Here is a 16,260-nt window from a genome sequence, read left to right on the forward strand (position 1 = left end):
CGGTGCGTCTGTCGCCGCCCGAGCGACGACAGACGCACCCGCAGCCCCGCGCCAACGCGGCGCCGGCGTCCGGCCCGACCGACACGGCGGGCCGGTCAGCCAAGCGCCTCGGTGGGGGCGAGCCGGGCCGCACGCACGGCCGGGTAGAGGCCGGCGAGACCACCGATCAGCAGGGTCGCCCCGACACCGCCGGCCATCGCCCAGACCGGCACCACGGTCGGCCACTGCCGCCAGAGGGCGTACCCGGTGGTGACCAGGATGCCGAGCAGCACCCCGCCCGCCCCGCCGAGCGCCGAGAGCAGCAGCGACTCGGCCAGGAACTGCACCCGGACCTGCCCCCGGGTGGCGCCGAGCGAGCGCCGCAACCCGATCTCGGCCCGCCGCTCCAGCACCGAGATGACCATCGTGTTCGCCACCCCGACCCCGCCGACCAGCAACGCCACCGCGCCCAACCCGAGCAGCAGCCCGGTGAACGCCTCGTCGGTGGCGGCCGCGGCGGCCAGCGCGTCCGACGGTCGGGAGACCTGCACCTCGTTCGGCGCCTCCGGGTTGGCGGTCGCGCCGAGCACCGCGCGGACCGCCTCCACCGAGGACTCCCGCGACCGGGTGTAGACGGTGGTCGGGTGCCCGTCGAAGTTGAGGTACGCCGCTGCGGCCGGCCAGCCGACCAGCGCCGAGCTGTCCAGCTCGGGCGCGAGCGGGGCCGGGGCGAGGATGCCGAGCACGGTGAACCAGCGTCCGCCCAGGTAGACCTGCACGTCCGGCCCGGCCGCGCCGAGCCCCAGCCGGCGGGCGGCTGCGTCGCCGAGCACCACGGCCGGGTACCGCTCGGTGGCCCCGTTCAGCCAACTGCCGCTGCGTACCGTCGCGCCGACCGTGTCGAGCAGCCCGAGCTGGGCGGCCCGGGTGGCGATGCCGCCCGTCTCGCCGGACGGGATGCGGTCGCTGCGGTAGACCGGGGTGTCCGGCACCTGCCCGGTGGCGGCGACGCCGGTCACCGGCCCGATCCGGTCGATCATCGCCACCGACTCGACCGGCAGCTTCGCCTGGTCACCGAAGAGCGTGCTGCCGGGCGCCACGGTCAGCAGGTTGGTGCCGAGCCGGTCCAGCGTGCGGTCCAGGTCGGCGCGGGACGACGAGGAGATGCCGACGACCGCGACCATCGCCGCGATGCCGATCGCGATGCCCAGCGCGGAGAGGAACGCCCGCAGCGGCCGGGTGCGCAGCCCCACCCCGCCGACCCGGAACACGTCGCCCGGGCCGAGCCGGGCCGGCGCCAGTCGCGGCCGGAGGTCCACCGCCATCAGCGCACCCCCGCCATCAGCGGCGCCGCCGGGTCGGAGACCACTTGACCGTCGCGCATCCGCACCTGCCGGGGCAGCCCGTCGGCGATCTCCCGGTCGTGCGTGATCACCACGACCGTGGTGCCGGCCGCGTGCAGGTCACGCAGCAGGGCGAGCACAGCGGCGCCGGCCACCGAGTCGAGGTTGCCGGTCGGCTCGTCGGCGAGCAGCACCGCGGGCTCGCCGACCACCGCCCGGGCCACCGCGACCCGCTGCCGCTCGCCGCCGGAGAGCTCGTGCGGCCGGTGGGTCAGCCGGTGACCCAACCCGACCCGGTCCAGCGCGGCCTCCGCGCGCCGCCGCCGCTCCCGTCGGGGTACGCCGGCGTAGAGCAGCCCGTCGGCCACGTTGTCCAGTACCGGCGTGCCGGCGGCCAGGTGGAACTGCTGGAAGACGAAGCCGATCCGGCGGGCCCGCAGCGCGGAGAGCTGCCGGTCCGGCAGGGTCGCCACGTCGTACCCGTCGATGCGTACCCGGCCGGCGGAGGGGCGGTCCAGCGTGCCGATCAGGTGCAGCATCGTCGACTTGCCGGAACCGGACGGACCGACGATCGCCAGCAGCTCGCCGTACCCGATCCGCAGCGAGACCTCGCGCAGCGCGGCGACCCCGCCCGGGTACGTCCGGCTCACCTCCTCGAGCACGACGGCGTCGCCGGTCACGCCGGCACCCCCACCGTCAGGCCCTCGGCGAGGTCCGGTCCGCTGACCTCGACCCGGCCGGCGGCGAAGAGGCCGGTGGTCACCGCGACGATCCGGCTCCGGCCGCCGTCGACCACCTCGACGCCGTAGCCGCCCTCGGCGAGCGCGAGCAGCGCCGCCACCGGCACGGTGAGCACGTCGGGGCGTTCGGCGGCGGTGAAGGTGACCTCCACGCTCGCCTGGTCGTAACCGGCGAGCTTCGCCGGGTCGGTCACCGAGACGGTGACCTCGATCTTCGTCTCGGCCTCGGTGGACTGCCCGGCCGCGCCTGTCGAACCGGCCTCGATCACCGTCTGCACCGACTCGATCTTCCCCGCGACCGGGTCGCCGTCCGGCAGCGCGACGCTCACCGCGCCGCCCTCCTTCGCCAACCGCTGGTCGTCCACGTCCAGCTCCACGGTGACCAGCCGGCTCGTGCCGGTGTACGCGAGCACCGCCTGGCCGGGCTGCGCCGCGTCGCCGGTCGCCGCCTGGTGGCTCTCCACCCGCACCGCCCCGTCGGCGTAGACGATCCGGCCCGGCTCGACCCGGCCGGTCTCGGGCAGCCCGAGGTCCTCCTGCCAGTCCCGGACGGCGTCGGCGGTGCTTCCGGTGTACTCGTCGTCGACGGTGAAGCCGTCGTGGCCGAGCGCCCGCAGGTTCCGCTCGAACTGCGCCACGTCCGCCCCCTCGACGCCCGGTTCCAGCACCCGGTACGCGGGCAGCGACCCGTAGAGCAGCAGCACCGGGTCGTTGTCGACCGCGTACAACCGCCCGCCCCGCTTCACCACCGTGCCGGTCTCGGGCAGCGCGGTGATCGTCCCGCTCAGCCGCGCGGTCGCCGAGCGGGTGGTGCCGTAGCCCAGCTCTCCGTCCACGTTCTGCGCGTCGGTCAACGTCTGCCGGGTGACCGTGGCGGTGGCCGGCGGGGTGGTGCCGGCGGCGGCCGTACCCCGGTCGGTGCCGCCGAAGCCCACCGCGGCCACGACGCCCGCGGCCGCCGCGACCACGACGGCCACGGTCAGCGCGACCGTGCGGAACCGGATACGGCGAGCCCTCACCGGGTGGCTCCGGCGATCTTCGGCGCGTACTGCCGGCACTTCTCCATCGCGGCCTTCACCTTCGGGTCCTTGATGTTCACCACGTCGAGCCGGAGCTGGAGGCCGCCGTCGGCCGACGGGTCCGGGAACTCCGGCACGCCGTTCTCCCGCATGCAGGTGGCGAGCTTGCGCAGCCGCTCCACCTGCTCCGGGTCGAGCTTCAGCTTCTCCCCGCCGTTGGGCAGGTGCTGCCGGCAGCTCTCCATCGCCGCCTGCACCTTCTGCGGGTCGGTGTCCTTGCCGAACCGGAACAGCTGTCCACCGCCGGGCTCCGGGTCCGGCACCTCGACCCCGTTCTCCCGCATGCACTCGCTGAACTTCAGCCGCCGCTCGTCGTCGCTGAGCTGGGCCGCGGGGCTGGCGGACACGGCTTGCGCCCCGCCACCGCCGGCGGTGGCCACCGCCGGCTCGTCGCCCGACCCGCCGCAGCCGGCCACGGCCAACGCGAGCAGCAGCGGCAGCGCGAACAGTCCTCGTCGCATCGCACGCTTCCTCTCCCGGCCCGGCGGGACCGCCGGGCCTTTCCGGTACCGCCCGACCGGACCGGCGGGCGGGACGCTCGGCGGGACCGCCGGCGTCCCGGCCAGTCCACGACAACGGGCGTATCCCGGGCGTAACCGCCGACGTTTACGGCGGCGTTATCCGGGCCCGGGGCACCATGGGCGGGTGAGAGTGCTGGTGGTCGAGGACGAGAGCCTGCTCGCCGAGAGCATCGCCGAGTGGCTGCGGCGGGAGGCGTTCGCGGTGGACGTCGCGTACGACGGCGACGCGGCGCTGGAACGGCTCGGCGTCAACGACTACGACGTGGTCGTCCTGGACCGCGACCTGCCGGTGGTGCACGGCGACGAGGTGTGCCGGGCGATCGTGGACAGCGGCGGGGAGACCCGGGTGCTGATGCTCACCGCCGCGGCGGCCGTCCGGGAACGGGTGGCCGGCCTGGCGCTCGGCGCCGACGACTACCTGACCAAGCCCTTCGCCCTGGTGGAGCTCTCCGCCCGGGTGCACGCGCTGAGCCGGCGGACCCGGCGGGCGGCGCCGCCCACCCTGGCCCGGGCCGGCGTCCTGGTCGACCCGGCCCGCCGCGAGGTGCACCGGGACGGCCGGTACGTGCCGCTGTCCCGCAAGGAGTTCGCCGTGCTGGTCGAGTTGTTGCGCGCCGACGGCGCGGTGGTCTCGGCGGAGGACCTGCTGGAACGTGCCTGGGACGAGCACATCGACCCGTTCACCAACGTGGTCCGGGTCACCGTCATGAAGCTGCGCCGCAAGCTGGGCGAGCCGCAGGTGGTCGAGACCGTGCCCGGTGTGGGATACCGGATACCGTGAAGCGCTTCTCGCTGCGGGCCCGGCTCACCGTCATCTACGGCAGCCTCTTCCTGATCGCCGGGCTGGTCCTGCTCGCGGTCACCTACGTGCTGGTCGACCAGCGCACGGCGCAGCCGTTCGGGGTGGCGCTGCGCGACGTCAAGCCGATCGTCCCGGCGGCGGACACGAAGCTCTCCGGCAACCAGGCCGAGCAGCTGCGCCTCATCATCGACAAGGCGCAGGACGAGGCGCGCGACCAGACGCTCTACTCCCTGCTCACCCAGGGCGGGATCGCGCTCGCCCTGGTCTCGGTGGTGGCCATCGCGTTCGGCTGGCTGATCGCCGGCCGGGCGCTGCAACCGCTGCACCAGATCACCGGAACGGCCCGGCGGATCGCCGGCGCCGACGTGGCCGGCCGCGGCCTGCACGAACGGATCTCGCTGCCCGGGCCGCCCGACGAGGTACGCGAACTGGCGGACACCTTCGACGAGATGATCGAGCGGCTGGACCGCTCCTTCGACGGGCAGCGCCGGTTCGTCGCGAACGCCTCGCACGAGCTGCGTACGCCGCTGGCGTTGAACCGGTCCCTGATCGAGCTGGCGGTCACCCGCCCCGGCGCCTCCGAGGACGTACGCCGACTCGGCGAGTCGCTGCTGTCGGTGAACGAGCGGCACGAACGGCTGATCGACGGGCTGCTCACCCTGGCCGACTCGGAGAACGAGCTGACCGCCCGGTCCCGGGTGGACCTGGCCGACCTGGCCGACCACGTGCTCGACCAGGCCAGCGCGGGCGACGGCAGCCCGGCGGTGACCCGGGAGCTGGCGCCGGCGATGGTCTCCGGCGACCCGGTGCTGCTGGAGCGGCTCACCACCAACCTGGTGGAGAACGCGCTGCGGCACAACGTCCGGTCCGGCGGGTGGGTCCGGGTGAGCACCGGCCTGCGCGACGGCCGCTCGACGCTGACCGTCAGCAACACCGGCCCGGTGGTGCCCGGCTACGACGTGGAGGCCATCTTCGAGCCGTTCCGCCGGCTCTCCGGCGAGCGGATCGGCGGCGGGCGCGGCTTCGGCCTCGGGCTCTCCATCGTCCGGGCGGTCGCCCGGGCGCACGGCGGCACGGTGACCGCCCAGCCGCGCGACGGCGGCGGGCTGGAGGTCACGGTCAGCCTGCCCCCGGCTTGAGGTGCCCATATCTGGGGCAGTTCGACAGCACCCAGGTGACCACCGGACCCCGCGGGCAGCTGCTCCCGGCAGTGGCGCCGGTCAGCGGAAGAAGGCGCGGAGCAGGGCGGCGCTCTCGTTCTCCAGCACCCCGGCGTAGACCTCGGGGCGGTGGTTCAGCCGCCGATCCCGCAGCACGTCCCAGAGCGACCCCACCGCCCCGGTCTTCGGCTCCCAGGCGCCGAAGACCACGGTCGACACCCGGGCCAGCACCAGCGCGCCGGCGCACATGGTGCACGGTTCCAGGGTGACCACCAGGGTGCAGTCGTCCAGCCGCCACCGGCCGAGCCGTTCGGCGCCCCGGCGCAGAGCCAGCACCTCGGCGTGCGCCGTCGGGTCGCCGGTCAACTCCCGTTCGTTGCGGCCGATCGCCAGCTCGGTCCCGTCCGGGCCGTAGAGCACCGCGCCGACCGGAATGTCCTCGACGGAGGTGTCGCTCGCGCCCGACGCCGGGCCGGTCACCGCGACCTCCAGGGCCCGGCGCATCCACAGCTCGTGCCGCTGCCGGCGGCCCAGCTCGCCCGGGTCGGCCAGCCCCTCGTCGGCACCCGGGCCGACCCGCCCGATCCGGCCCGGCGTCGGTTGACCGGGCCGGACCGTCTCCAGCGCCGGATCGGTCGCGTCGGCCGGCTCGGACCCGCGCGGTAGGAGCGGTTCGCCACCCACCGGCTCAGACCTCACGCAGCTCTTCGACCTCGTCGACGCAGCCCAGCACCAGGCAGATCTCGGCGGTCACGTCCGCCGGCAGCATCCCCTCCTGGGCACAGAGGTTCAGCAGCTTCTGCGCCGGAATGCCCAGGTCGGCGAGGAGGTCGGCGTCACCGACCGGGTCGGCCTCGGGGTCGACGGCGGGCTGCTCGTTCTCCTCGTCGCCACTCGCCGCCGGCCGGGGCTCCTCGGTGTCGTCCAGCCCGGTGACCGAGGTCTTCAGGTCACCCACCAGCAGCGCGCCCAACCGGGACTCCTCGGCGTACGCCGAGTCGGAGCCGAAGATCCGCAGGTCCTCGCCCTCGTCCAGGCGCAGGATCACCAGGTACGTGTCGTCGGCCTCGACGAAGAGCAGCGACAGGTCGGCCTCCTGGTCGACGTCCCGCAGCCGGTCGGCGACCTCGTCGATGTCGCCGGCACCCCGCAGGTTCACCTCGGCTGCCGTCCAGCTGCCCTCATCGCGCACCACGGCAGCAGCGAAGTACGACACGGTCCCCCCAATTGCCTCGGCACAGCTCGCCGACTCGTTACGCGTGCACGTTAGCCCGTCGGGTCGGCAGGCGACCGGTCAACGCCCCGAAGGCCCGGCCATTCCTACCAAACTCACCGACCGGTCAGCTGGCGATCCGTCGGCGGGTGGCGATCAGCTGCCGGAGCTGCGCGCTGCGGGCCCGCTGCGGCCGCTCGCGCTGGCGTACCGCCCGGGCCCCGGCCAACTCAGCGAGGAGTTGCAGGCGGCGGCGGCTGCGCTCGGGATCCTGCCGCGGAGTGGTCCAGGCCATAGTGCCGAGAGTGCCGAGTCGGGCGGCCCACGTCAAGATGGGCTTCGCTGCGCAGCCGACCCGCCACGCGACGCAGTCACCAGAGCGGCCAGTCGCCGGTGGTGGCCCAGCGCACCGCGACGATCGCGGCGGCGATGCTCCATCCCCCGGCGGTGACGATCGCGACGCCGGTGGCCACTCCCCGGTCGCCGTAGCGGACCAGCAGCAGCGCGGCCAGCCAGGCCAGCAACCCGGCGACCACCGTCCACCACGCGTAGCTCGCCACGTCGGTGCCGAGCAGCCCGAACAGCAGCAGCCAGGCGGCGGCGGCACCGCCGCCCACGGCGACCCCGGCCCCGGTGACCGGGTGCGGTTCGCGGAACGTCGGCCGGGTCGGTGGCCCGGCCGGAAAGAGCCCCGAGGGGGTACGCGGCGCCGGACGGATCTCGGCGCCCGGGTTCGACGGGAAGTACGGCCGGTCGGTCGTCACCGTCGCCTCCCCTCAACCGGACCACTCGTCCCCACCGTACCGACTCTGCCAGGATGACCGGATGCCCTCGCCGACGATCGGACGCCGCGCGTACCCGGTTCCGCTGCTGCTCGTCACGGTGCTCGCCGCCGGTTGCGCCACCACCCGTCCGGGGGTTCCGTCGGGGCCCGCGCCGACCCCACCGAGCGTCTGGGCGACCGCCGAGCAGCCGGCGTCGACGCCCAGCTCGGCCGGGCCGACCGCCCCCGCACCGACCAGTGCCGCGCCGGCGACCTCCGCCCGCGCCGATCTCCGCCATGTCTTCCCGGTCCGGGCGGGGAACGTCGACTACCACCCGACGCACTCCGGCTACCCGGGCACGGACATCTTCGCCGACTGTGGAGAGCCGGTCGTCGCCGTGACCGACGGGAAGATCCTGGAGGTCAGCCGGGTCGACCGGTTCGACAAGCGGGGGCCGCTCGGGCCGTACAACGGGGGGCTCTCGGTGGCGTTGCTCGGCGACGACGGGGTGCGCTACTACGGCTCGCACCTGAGCGAGATCGCCGGTGGCGTCGACGCCGGCGTCCGGGTGCGGGCCGGGCAGAAGCTGGGCGAGGTGGGCCGTACCGGTAACGCCAACAATGTCTGCCACCTGCATTTCGGCATCTCGCCGCCGTGCACCGGCAAGGACGGCTGGTGGATCCGGCGCGGGGTGATCTGGCCGGCCCGCTACCTGGACTCCTGGCGGCGGGGCGACAACCGGGCGCCCGCCACCGAGGTCGGCACCTGGCAGCGCAAACACGGCTGCCCCAAGGCTCCCTGACGACCGGCGCAGCGGCTAGGTTCGGTGGGATGAAGGCTCGGGACCCCATCGCCGACCTCAGGCGGATCGCGTTCATGCTGGAGCGGGCGAACGAGGCGACCTACCGGGTGCGCGCGTTCCGCTCCGCGGCCAAGGCGCTCGCCGGCCTGCCGACCGCCGAGCTGACCGCGCGAGCGGCCGCCGGCACCCTCACCGACCTGAGCGGGGTCGGCGACGTCACCGCCCGTTGCGTTGCGGAGTCGCTGGCCGGCGAGGAACCGGTCTACCTGCGCCGGCTGAACGCCACCGAGGGCAGCGACCTGGACGCCGAGGCGACCGCGTTGCGGACGGCGCTGCGCGGTGACTGCCACACGCACTCCGACTGGTCCGACGGCGGCTCGCCGATCGAGGAGATGGCGCTGGCGGCGGTGGAGCTGGGGCACGAGTACGTGGTGCTGACCGACCACTCGCCCCGGTTGACGGTGGCCCGCGGGCTGACCGCGGCCCGGCTGCGCCGCCAACTCGACCACGTCGAGCAGGTGAACGCGGCGCTGCCCGAGGGGTTCCGGATCCTCACCGGCATCGAGGTGGACATCCTCGCCGACGGTTCGCTCGACCAGGACGAGGAGCTGCTGGCCCGGCTCGATGTGGTGGTCGGCTCGGTACACAGCGGGCTGAGCGACGAGCGGTCGAAGATGACCCGGCGGATGCTCGCCGCGATCGCCAACCCGCACCTGGACATCCTCGGGCACTGCACCGGCCGGATGGTGTCGTCCCGGCCGGCCGGGGTCACCGGGCCGGGCGACCGTGGGCATCGGGCGCGGACCCGCAAGGAGAGCGACTTCGACGCGGACGCGGTCTTCGCGGCCTGCGCCGAGCACGACGTCGCTGTGGAGATCAACTCGCGGCCGGAGCGGCAGGACCCGCCGAAGCGGCTGATCCGCCGCGCCCTGGAGGCCGGCTGCCGCTTCGCCATCAGCACCGACGCGCACGCCCCTGGCCAGCTGGACTGGCAGCGGTTCGGTTGCGAACGGGCGGCCCTCTGCGGGGTGACCGCCGACCGGGTGGTCAACACCCGGTCGGCGGCGGAACTGCTCGACTGGGTCGGCAAGCGCTCCTGACGGTCAGCGTTGGCTGGCCGGCTCGGCGGCGGGGACGGCGGGCGCGCCGACACCGACCGGCGTCGCCGGGCCCCGCCGCCGGATCAGGCCCTGGGAGACCGCGACGCCGAAGAGCACGATCAGCGCACCGACGGGTTGGTGCCAGTTCAGCCGCTCGTCGAGCGCCAGCGCGCCGATCAGCACCGCGAAGACCGGGATCAGGTAGGTCACGGTGGAGGCGGTGCTCGCCCCGGCGACCCGGATGTTGCGCATGTTGATGACGAAGGCCAGGCCGGTGCCGAGCGCGCCGAGCGCGAGCACGCTGCCGACCACCTCGATCGACAGCTCGGTCGGCAGCGGGGGCGCCCCGGCCACCAGCGGGGTGACGATCGCCAGTTGCGCCGCGGCGATCAGCAGCTGGGCCGCCGAGAGCGAGACGCCGGAGTAGGCGCTGCCGGCGACGAACCGCTTCTGGTACGGGATGGCCAGGCCGTAGCAGGCGGCCGCGCCGAAGCACATCAGCTGCCCGGTGAAGTGCGCCCCGCCGATGCCCTCCCAGACGCCGAGCACCACCAGCACGCCGGCGAAACCGAGCCCGAGCCCGATGGCCCGGCGCGAGGTGAGCCGCTCGGTACGGAAGACCAGCACCGCGAGCGGCAGGACGATCAGCGGTGTGGTGGCGTTCCAGATGCCGGCGAGCATCGACTCGACGCGCTGCTCGCCGTAGCCGAAGAGGGTGAACGGGATCGCGACGCCGAACGCGGCGACCACCGTGAGGTGCGCCCACACCCGGGGCTCGCGAGGCAGCCGGTCGCGGAGCACGGCGAGCACCACCAGCAGGGTCAGCGCCCCTGCGGTGACCCGGTAGAGAGTGAGCTGCAGCGGGTGCAGCTCCTCAACCCCGACCTTGATGAACAGGAAGCTGGAACCCCAGATCGCGGCCAGCGCGATGAACCCGGGCAGCCAGCTCCGCAGCGCCGGCCGGTCAGGGGTGATGTCGGCAGTCACCCCTGACACTCTGCCCGAGGGGTACGACGAAGTCCCGCGCTTTTCGGACACAGTGCCGAACGCCACGGGATTGCACCTGGCCGCCTGAACACGGCAAACGCGGTCGACATCGGGCCGGGCCGGTCACGTAGGGTCGCAGCGTGGGACGAATCGACGAACTCGCGAACCGCTACGTCGCCGAGTGGGCGCCGCTGAGCCCGACCGGCGCCACCTACGTCGGCATCGCCGGCTACGACGACCAGCTCGACGACCTGTCGCCCGACGGCTACGCGGCCCGGGCCGACCTGACCCGCCGCACGCTGGCCGACCTCGACGTGACCGAGCCGGAGAGCGAGCCGGAACGGACCGCCAAGGAGGCCATGCAGGAGCGGCTCGGCCTCGACCTCGCCCGCTACGACGCGGGCGAGGCGACCAGCGAGGTCAACGTGATCGCCAGCGGGCTGCACGAGATCCGCATGGTCTTCGACCTGATGCCCACCGAGGGCGCGGACGCCCAGGCGAACGTCGCGACCCGGCTGAACGGCTTCGCCGCCGCGCTGGAGGGCTACAAGACCACGCTGCGCGAGGCGGCCGCCGCCGGGCAGATCAGCTCGAAGGTGCAGCTGGTCGAGGTGGCCAAGCAGTGCGACATCTGGGTCGACCCGAACGGCGACAACTTCTTCCACGGCCTGGTCGAGCGGCTGGGCGCGGACGGCACGCTCGCTGCCGAGCTGCGCCGGGGTGCGGCGGCGGCCACCGCGGCGACCGCCGAGTTCGGCCAGTTCCTCCGCACCGAGCTGGCTCCGAAGGGGCGGGACAAGCAGGCCGCCGGCCGGGAGCGCTACGAGCTGGCGTCGCAGTACTTCCTCGGCGCCAAGATCGACCTCGACGAGACGTACGCCTGGGGCTTCGCGGAGCTGGCCCGCCTGGAGAGCGAGATGCGGGCGGTGGCCGCCCGGATCGTCGGTCCGGGCGCCAGCGTCGACGACGCCGTGCGGGCCCTCGACGCCGACCCGGCCCGGACCATCCAGGGCAAGGAGGCGTTCCGCGACTGGATGCAGGCGCTGGCCGACAAGGCGATCAGCGAACTGCACGGCACCCACTTCGACATCCCGGAGCAGGTCCGCCGGATCGAGTGCTGCCTCGCCCCGACCAGTGACGGGGCCATCTACTACACCGGGCCGAGCGAGGACTTCTCCCGCCCTGGGCGGATGTGGTGGGCGGTGCCGCAGGGCATCACCGACTTCTCCACCTGGCGCGAGGTGACCACCGTCTTCCACGAGGGCGTGCCGGGTCACCACCTCCAGGTCGCGCAGACCGCGGTCCGGGCCGACCTGCTCAACCGCTGGCAGCGGCTGCTCTGCTGGGTCTCCGGCCACGGTGAGGGCTGGGCGCTCTACTCCGAGCGGCTGATGGACGAGCTGGGCTACCTGGAGGATCCGGGCGACAAGCTCGGCATGCTCGACGGGCAGGCGATGCGGGCGGCCCGGGTGATCGTCGACATCGGCATGCACCTGGAGCTGGAGATCCCCCGCGACAACCCGTTCGGCTTCCACCCGGGCGAGCGGTGGACGCCGGAGCTGGGCTGGGAGTTCATGCGGGCGCACTGCCGGGTGCCCGACGAGAACCTGCGCTTCGAGCTGAACCGCTACCTGGGCTGGCCGGGACAGGCGCCGTCCTACAAGGTCGGCGAGCGGATCTGGTTGCAGGCCCGGGACGAGGCGAAGGCCCGCAAGGGCGCCGACTTCGACCTCCGCGAGTTCCACCGGCAGGCGCTCGACCTCGGCGCGCTCGGGCTCGACCCGCTGCGCCGGGCGCTCGCCCGGCTCTGACGGACCGGCGGACGGCAGGCGGCCCGGCGGCCACCTGCTCACGAGCGTGATGACTCTGCGGCATATTGATACCGCAGAGTCATCACGCTGATCGGCGTCCGGCGCACGGCGGTCGACGGTCGGCCCACCCGAAATCCGGCCCGGCTGCCCAGGTGCACGCGTTCGCGGTAGAGCCGGCGACGTCGGTGTCAGCCGATGGAAAGGGCCAGCGCCGGGCGGGCGGTCAGCGTGTCGGTGGTGACGTACGCCAGGTCGATCGCCGGGTCGGTGAAGGTGACCGGGATCGGCGAGGTGACCGGGATGCCGTCCGGGAAGGGCAGGTCCGGCGTCAACGTGATCTTGATGCCGAGCAGCCGGCCGACGAACCTCGTGGTGTAGAAGGCGACGTCCCCCTGCACGGTCAGCCGGTCGGTCGCGTACCGCTGGTTCAGCCCCTGCGGACCGTCCGCGCGCAGCAGGAAGTCGTCGGTCACCGCCTTGCGCATGCTGAACTTCAGCACCTTCAGGCTGCCGCCGTCGGTCGGCAGGTCGGTGATGCCCTCGAATCGCAGCCCGGTCATCGTCAACGACGACCCGGTGAGTTTGGACGGCTTCCGGGCCACCTGCGGCTGACCCGGGTCGGGGGCGATGCGGGGCAACGGCTTGCCCGCCTCCACCTTGCCCGGGCGGGCCGGCGGAGTGGGCGCGCCCGGGCAGGCGGTGGAGCCGGGCCGGGCGGCGGGTGCCGCGGTGGCGGTCGGCCGGGCGCTCGCGGTGGGCGTCGGCGTCACCGAGGGGCTCGGGGTGGGGGTACGCCGGCCGCCTCCGGTGAGCAGGTCGCCGATCCCCTCCAGGATGTCGGTGATGATGTTGCCGTCCTTCGTCGGCGTCGGCGTCGGGCTCGCCGTCGGCGTCGCGGCCGGGGCACCACGGCTGGCCGACTCGGCCGGCGTGGCCCCCTTCGACCGGGTCGGACACGGGGGCGCGGCGGATCGTCCCGGCTGCGCCGGCGCGGCCTGCACGGGCCTCGGCTGGGTGGCGACCAGACCGGTGGCGGCGAGGCCGAGCACCAGCAGCGCGACGGCGAAGTAGCGGGGGTCGCTCACACCGCGCGGCTGGGGCACCTGGTGGCGCGGCTCCTCGGCGTCGTCCACCGCTGCGACGGCCCCGTCAGGCTCCGGCTCGGTGGGCGCGGCGGGCTCCGACTGCGACTCGGCCCCGAGGGGCGCGGCGGGCTCCGGCTCGGTGGGCGTGGTGGGGGTGGTCGGGGTCCAGGCGAAGGCGAGGGAGCTGCCGACCATGCCGAGCAGCAGACCGACGAAGAAGCCACCGAGGTTGAGCCCGATCAGCGAGTAGACCGCGGTGACCGCCGCGACGATCGAGTAGAAGAGCCGCTGCGCCGGGCTGAACCAAAGCAGCAGGCCACAGCTCACCAGGATGACCGGGATCAGCAGCGAGAGCAGGCCGGTCGCTCCGCTGTGGAAGCTCAGGCCGTTGACCGTCATCCGGGTGGAGGCGAACATCTCGATCCCGGCCAGGGCGGTGAACAGACCGCCCCAGAACGGTCGGCTCCGCTGCCAGCGGCGGAAACTCCGCCACGCCTGGGCCGGACCGCCGGGCCGGGCAGGGGACGGGTTGGCGGTTGTCACGTACGCCTCCTGGCGGAGCGGGAACGGGGGAACGGAGCGGGCCCGCGCTGGTCGACCACCGCGGGCCACGGCTCACCTCAGAAGCACTCCTTGCCCTTCGCGTCGTCGCCCACGTTGACCTTCAGCCGCAGCCCGACCAGGTTGAAGGTGGCCGCGGTGGTGTAGCGGGACACCTGCCGCAGGTTGGTGATGGTGACGTGGTCGGAGTTCTGGCCGAACGAACCCCGCTGCGCCGTCGGGTTCAGGTCGGTCGCGTCCCGGCCGATCCTGATGTTGGTGAAGGTCGCGTTGCCGTCGAGCGTGTCCATCGCGATCAGCAGGTCCTTGGCCCGGGCAGGCTCCTTGCCCTCGCCGGCGTTGATGGTGAGCACCACCGGCAGGCCGGGCAGGTCGGCGCGGACGGACTGGCAGAGGCTGTACAGCTCGGCGCTGCTGATCTCGGAGAGGGCGATCGGGTGGACCTCACCCGGCTTGCCGTCCTTGCCCTTCTCCTTGACGATGCCGCCGTACTGCTTGAAGCCGTCGCCCTCGAGCCGGTCCGCGCCGATCTTGAACGTCTGCCCGGAGACGGTGATGTCGGAGGCGATGGCCCCGGTCGACATGCCGAAGAGGATGGCGCCGACGGCGGCGGTGGCCGGCACCATCAGGGCGGCGAACCGCCGCCACCGGGTACGACCCTGACTGTCAAACCGATCCTGCACGGGTTCCTCCTCAGCTGGACGCGCGGTGGCCGGTCCCCGAAGTGGCGGCTGCGCTCCGGGCCCCCGTCGTTCTGTTACCGGCGGGTAACGAACGTGCGGTGATGATGCACCCGTGCCGCGCGACGTCACAACCCCCTGCCTACCCGCTGGTAACACTTGCCGCAACCGCGCAGCAGGTCCGTCACTGCACGTCACTCCGGCGCGGTCGTTCTCCGCCGCACGAAGCACCCATAGCGGACATTCTCCGCGAGACTCGTCACCATGAGTATCCGAACCATCGACAGATAACAATGGAATAACAGACACCGGGTGCCTTCGAAAAAGCACCGAGGGGTGGACCGGATCCGGTCCACCCCTCGGTCGTACGCACGCTCAGTCGACGATCAGCGCTTCTCCGCCTCGTCGGTGCCGGAGCGCTGGGCGGGCACCGACGACTCGTCGCCCTTCCAGTTCGTCGTCGCCGGTGGGATCTCGTCGCTCAGCGGGCCACCCGCGGCCTCGGTCCTGGGCTGCTCGACGGTCTCCTTGTCGCGTACCGGCTCCTGGTCCACCCGGGTCGGCGTCGGGTCGGCGGCCGGCGTGGCGACCGCCGGCTCGGCGCGGTGCCGAGCGGCGCTGCCGCTGCCGCTGGGCCGGGTGACCAGCCATGCGCCGGCGACCAGGGCGATCAGGCCGAGGACACCGGCGGCGATCGGACCCCAGAGGCTGATCAGCCCGATCTTGAAGCGGTTGTCCTTGACCGTCTCGACGCTGCGACTGACCGTCTCGTCGGTGTAGTTGAAGTCCGCGTTCAGCAGCACGGTGGCGGTGCCCGTGTCCGTACGCAGCTCCTTGCGCTGCTGCTCCCGCACATTCACGTAGGAGCCGGTCACCGGGTCGACCCAGAGCGTCCGGGTGTTGCTGTAGACGACCTGGCCGCTGGTGGCATTGGGCGCGAACTTGCCGATCAGCGTCTTGAGGCTGCTCTCCGGGGTGGTCAGCGCCTCGTTCTCGATCCGCTGCTCGAAGCGGTACGTCTCGATGCCCTTGATGTTCTCGGTGCCGATGAACTTCGCCGGAAGGGCCCGCTTCAGGTCACGGTCGAAGACCTGGTAGTCCCGCTTGCCGGTGCCGAACGGGAACTTGTAGATCTGGCCCGAGTAGCTCACGTTGCCGACCGGGGTCTCCTGCGCCCCGGTCTCGTTGAGCCACTGGTCCTTCCACGGGGCGGCAGCTCCGGAGATCCGGTAGAGGGCGAGCTCCGTGCTGTACTGGCTGACCACCTCCTGGTTGTCGGCACGCCTGACCGTCTGGTAGACGTCCCAGATCACCGCGTCGCCCTTGAGCTCATTCGGCAGCCGGTCCTTCGTGTCGTCGGGCTGCGGAATGACCTCGACGTTGGACCGTAGGGTGGCCTGCGGAACCTCGATGCTCACCGAGCTTCCATTGGCGGTGATCTTCAGGAACTGCGCGTCCTTCGCTTCCGCGACGGACGTCGTCGGTTCGAGATCATAGGGGAGCTTGGTCACGGCAGGGGCCACGTAGAACGGCAGCCCGGCCGCGAAGACCAGCAATAAGACGCCAAGCCCGAAGAGCGCGGCGCCCACGCGAAGCTTCACTCATCCTCCTGTAACCTGCCGCCCTACGACCT

The 16,260-nt window shown here is 73.1% G+C and carries 17 protein-coding genes; 5 read left to right on the top strand and 12 right to left on the bottom strand.

The features are described 5' to 3' along the window. Nucleotides 1-95: 95 nt before the first annotated feature. From ACIP9D_RS26815 to ACIP9D_RS26830, 4 genes are read right to left on the bottom strand one after another with little or no spacing between them, the layout of a single operon-like run. Nucleotides 96-1,304 carry an ABC transporter permease gene (locus ACIP9D_RS26815; RefSeq protein WP_400451135.1) on the bottom strand — a complete coding sequence of 403 codons (1,209 nt, stop codon included), beginning with the start codon at nt 1,302-1,304 and terminating at the stop codon, nt 96-98. After that, nucleotides 1,304-2,002, bottom strand: a complete 699-nt coding sequence (locus tag ACIP9D_RS26820) for an ABC transporter ATP-binding protein (protein WP_350873642.1) — start codon at nt 2,000-2,002, stop codon at nt 1,304-1,306. The genes ACIP9D_RS26815 and ACIP9D_RS26820 overlap by 1 nt, the downstream gene beginning before the upstream one ends. After that, nucleotides 1,999-3,081, bottom strand: coding sequence for a peptidoglycan-binding protein (locus ACIP9D_RS26825; protein WP_350873643.1), 1,083 nt, complete (start codon nt 3,079-3,081; stop codon nt 1,999-2,001). The genes ACIP9D_RS26820 and ACIP9D_RS26825 overlap by 4 nt, the downstream gene beginning before the upstream one ends. Next, nucleotides 3,078-3,602, bottom strand: coding sequence for a hypothetical protein (locus tag ACIP9D_RS26830; protein ID WP_350873644.1), 525 nt, complete (start codon nt 3,600-3,602; stop codon nt 3,078-3,080). The genes ACIP9D_RS26825 and ACIP9D_RS26830 overlap by 4 nt, the downstream gene beginning before the upstream one ends. Before the next feature lie 184 nt (nt 3,603-3,786). Here ACIP9D_RS26830 and ACIP9D_RS26835 point away from each other — a divergent pair, with 184 nt between their 5' ends. Further along, nucleotides 3,787-4,443 (top strand): response regulator transcription factor, encoded by a 657-nt coding sequence (locus tag ACIP9D_RS26835; protein WP_350873645.1) that lies wholly within the window; start codon nt 3,787-3,789, stop codon nt 4,441-4,443. Continuing rightward, nucleotides 4,440-5,603, top strand: coding sequence for a HAMP domain-containing sensor histidine kinase (locus ACIP9D_RS26840; RefSeq protein ID WP_350873646.1), 1,164 nt, complete (start codon nt 4,440-4,442; stop codon nt 5,601-5,603). The genes ACIP9D_RS26835 and ACIP9D_RS26840 overlap by 4 nt, the downstream gene beginning before the upstream one ends. 81 nt (nt 5,604-5,684) lie before the next feature. Here the strand turns inward: ACIP9D_RS26840 and ACIP9D_RS26845 are convergent, their stop codons facing one another. The 4 genes from ACIP9D_RS26845 to ACIP9D_RS26860 all read right to left on the bottom strand — a co-directional run bounded on the left by ACIP9D_RS26845 (nt 5,685) and on the right by ACIP9D_RS26860 (nt 7,556). After that, complete coding sequence (locus ACIP9D_RS26845) at nt 5,685-6,128, bottom strand: nucleoside deaminase (RefSeq protein WP_350873675.1); 444 nt, start codon at nt 6,126-6,128, stop codon at nt 5,685-5,687. 184 nt (nt 6,129-6,312) lie between these two features. Next, complete coding sequence (locus ACIP9D_RS26850) at nt 6,313-6,840, bottom strand: tRNA adenosine deaminase-associated protein (RefSeq protein WP_350873647.1); 528 nt, start codon at nt 6,838-6,840, stop codon at nt 6,313-6,315. A 124-nt stretch (nt 6,841-6,964) separates the two neighbouring features. Next, entirely contained in the window at nt 6,965-7,132 is a 168-nt protein-coding gene (locus tag ACIP9D_RS26855; protein WP_350873648.1) for a hypothetical protein, read from the bottom strand. Nucleotides 7,133-7,208: 76 nt separating this feature from the next. Continuing rightward, entirely contained in the window at nt 7,209-7,556 is a 348-nt protein-coding gene (locus ACIP9D_RS26860; RefSeq protein ID WP_350873676.1) for a hypothetical protein, read from the bottom strand. Between the two features lie 106 nt (nt 7,557-7,662). On the opposite strand from ACIP9D_RS26860, the gene ACIP9D_RS26865 reads away from it, so the two are divergent. Together ACIP9D_RS26865 and ACIP9D_RS26870 are read left to right on the top strand one after the other, a co-directional pair. After that, nucleotides 7,663-8,403 (top strand): M23 family metallopeptidase, encoded by a 741-nt coding sequence (locus ACIP9D_RS26865; protein ID WP_350873649.1) that lies wholly within the window; start codon nt 7,663-7,665, stop codon nt 8,401-8,403. Nucleotides 8,404-8,432: 29 nt separating this feature from the next. Next, on the top strand, nt 8,433-9,503 hold the full coding sequence (locus ACIP9D_RS26870) for a PHP domain-containing protein (protein WP_350873650.1): 1,071 nt from the start codon (nt 8,433-8,435) through the stop codon (nt 9,501-9,503). Nucleotides 9,504-9,506: 3 nt separating this feature from the next. On the opposite strand, the gene ACIP9D_RS26875 is transcribed toward ACIP9D_RS26870, so the two are convergent. After that, the gene (locus ACIP9D_RS26875) at nt 9,507-10,490 is read right to left on the bottom strand and encodes a DMT family transporter (protein WP_350873651.1); all 984 of its coding nucleotides are present in this window, start codon (nt 10,488-10,490) and stop codon (nt 9,507-9,509) included. A gap of 140 nt (nt 10,491-10,630) precedes the next feature. Here ACIP9D_RS26875 and ACIP9D_RS26880 point away from each other — a divergent pair, with 140 nt between their 5' ends. Beyond that, entirely contained in the window at nt 10,631-12,301 is a 1,671-nt protein-coding gene (locus tag ACIP9D_RS26880; RefSeq protein ID WP_350873652.1) for a DUF885 domain-containing protein, read from the top strand. Between the two features lie 188 nt (nt 12,302-12,489). Here the strand turns inward: ACIP9D_RS26880 and ACIP9D_RS26885 are convergent, their stop codons facing one another. The 3 genes from ACIP9D_RS26885 to ACIP9D_RS26895 form a co-directional block, all read right to left on the bottom strand. After that, nucleotides 12,490-13,929, bottom strand: coding sequence for a DUF6114 domain-containing protein (locus ACIP9D_RS26885; RefSeq protein ID WP_350873653.1), 1,440 nt, complete (start codon nt 13,927-13,929; stop codon nt 12,490-12,492). A gap of 77 nt (nt 13,930-14,006) precedes the next feature. Further along, nucleotides 14,007-14,630, bottom strand: coding sequence for a DUF6230 family protein (locus ACIP9D_RS26890; protein WP_350873654.1), 624 nt, complete (start codon nt 14,628-14,630; stop codon nt 14,007-14,009). Nucleotides 14,631-15,013: 383 nt separating this feature from the next. Then, complete coding sequence (locus tag ACIP9D_RS26895; protein WP_350873655.1) at nt 15,014-16,228, bottom strand: DUF3068 domain-containing protein; 1,215 nt, start codon at nt 16,226-16,228, stop codon at nt 15,014-15,016. Nucleotides 16,229-16,260 lie beyond the last annotated feature (32 nt).

The sequence above is a fragment of the Micromonospora sp. NPDC093243 genome, from assembly GCF_044753725.1.
Lineage (GTDB): Bacteria > Actinomycetota > Actinomycetes > Mycobacteriales > Micromonosporaceae > Micromonospora.

What these genes read in the sequence shown, in the direction of transcription:
- ACIP9D_RS26815 (WP_400451135.1), bottom strand. Translation starts at nt 1,304, where the DNA reads ATGGCGGTGGACCTCCGGCCGCGACTGGCGCCGGCCCGGCTCGGCCCG.
- ACIP9D_RS26830 (WP_350873644.1), bottom strand. Translation starts at nt 3,602, where the DNA reads ATGCGACGAGGACTGTTCGCGCTGCCGCTGCTGCTCGCGTTGGCCGTG.
- ACIP9D_RS26845 (WP_350873675.1), bottom strand. Translation starts at nt 6,128, where the DNA reads ATGCGCCGGGCCCTGGAGGTCGCGGTGACCGGCCCGGCGTCGGGCGCG.
- ACIP9D_RS26855 (WP_350873648.1), bottom strand. Translation starts at nt 7,132, where the DNA reads ATGGCCTGGACCACTCCGCGGCAGGATCCCGAGCGCAGCCGCCGCCGC.
- ACIP9D_RS26865 (WP_350873649.1), top strand. Translation starts at nt 7,663, where the DNA reads ATGCCCTCGCCGACGATCGGACGCCGCGCGTACCCGGTTCCGCTGCTG.
- ACIP9D_RS26870 (WP_350873650.1), top strand. Translation starts at nt 8,433, where the DNA reads ATGAAGGCTCGGGACCCCATCGCCGACCTCAGGCGGATCGCGTTCATG.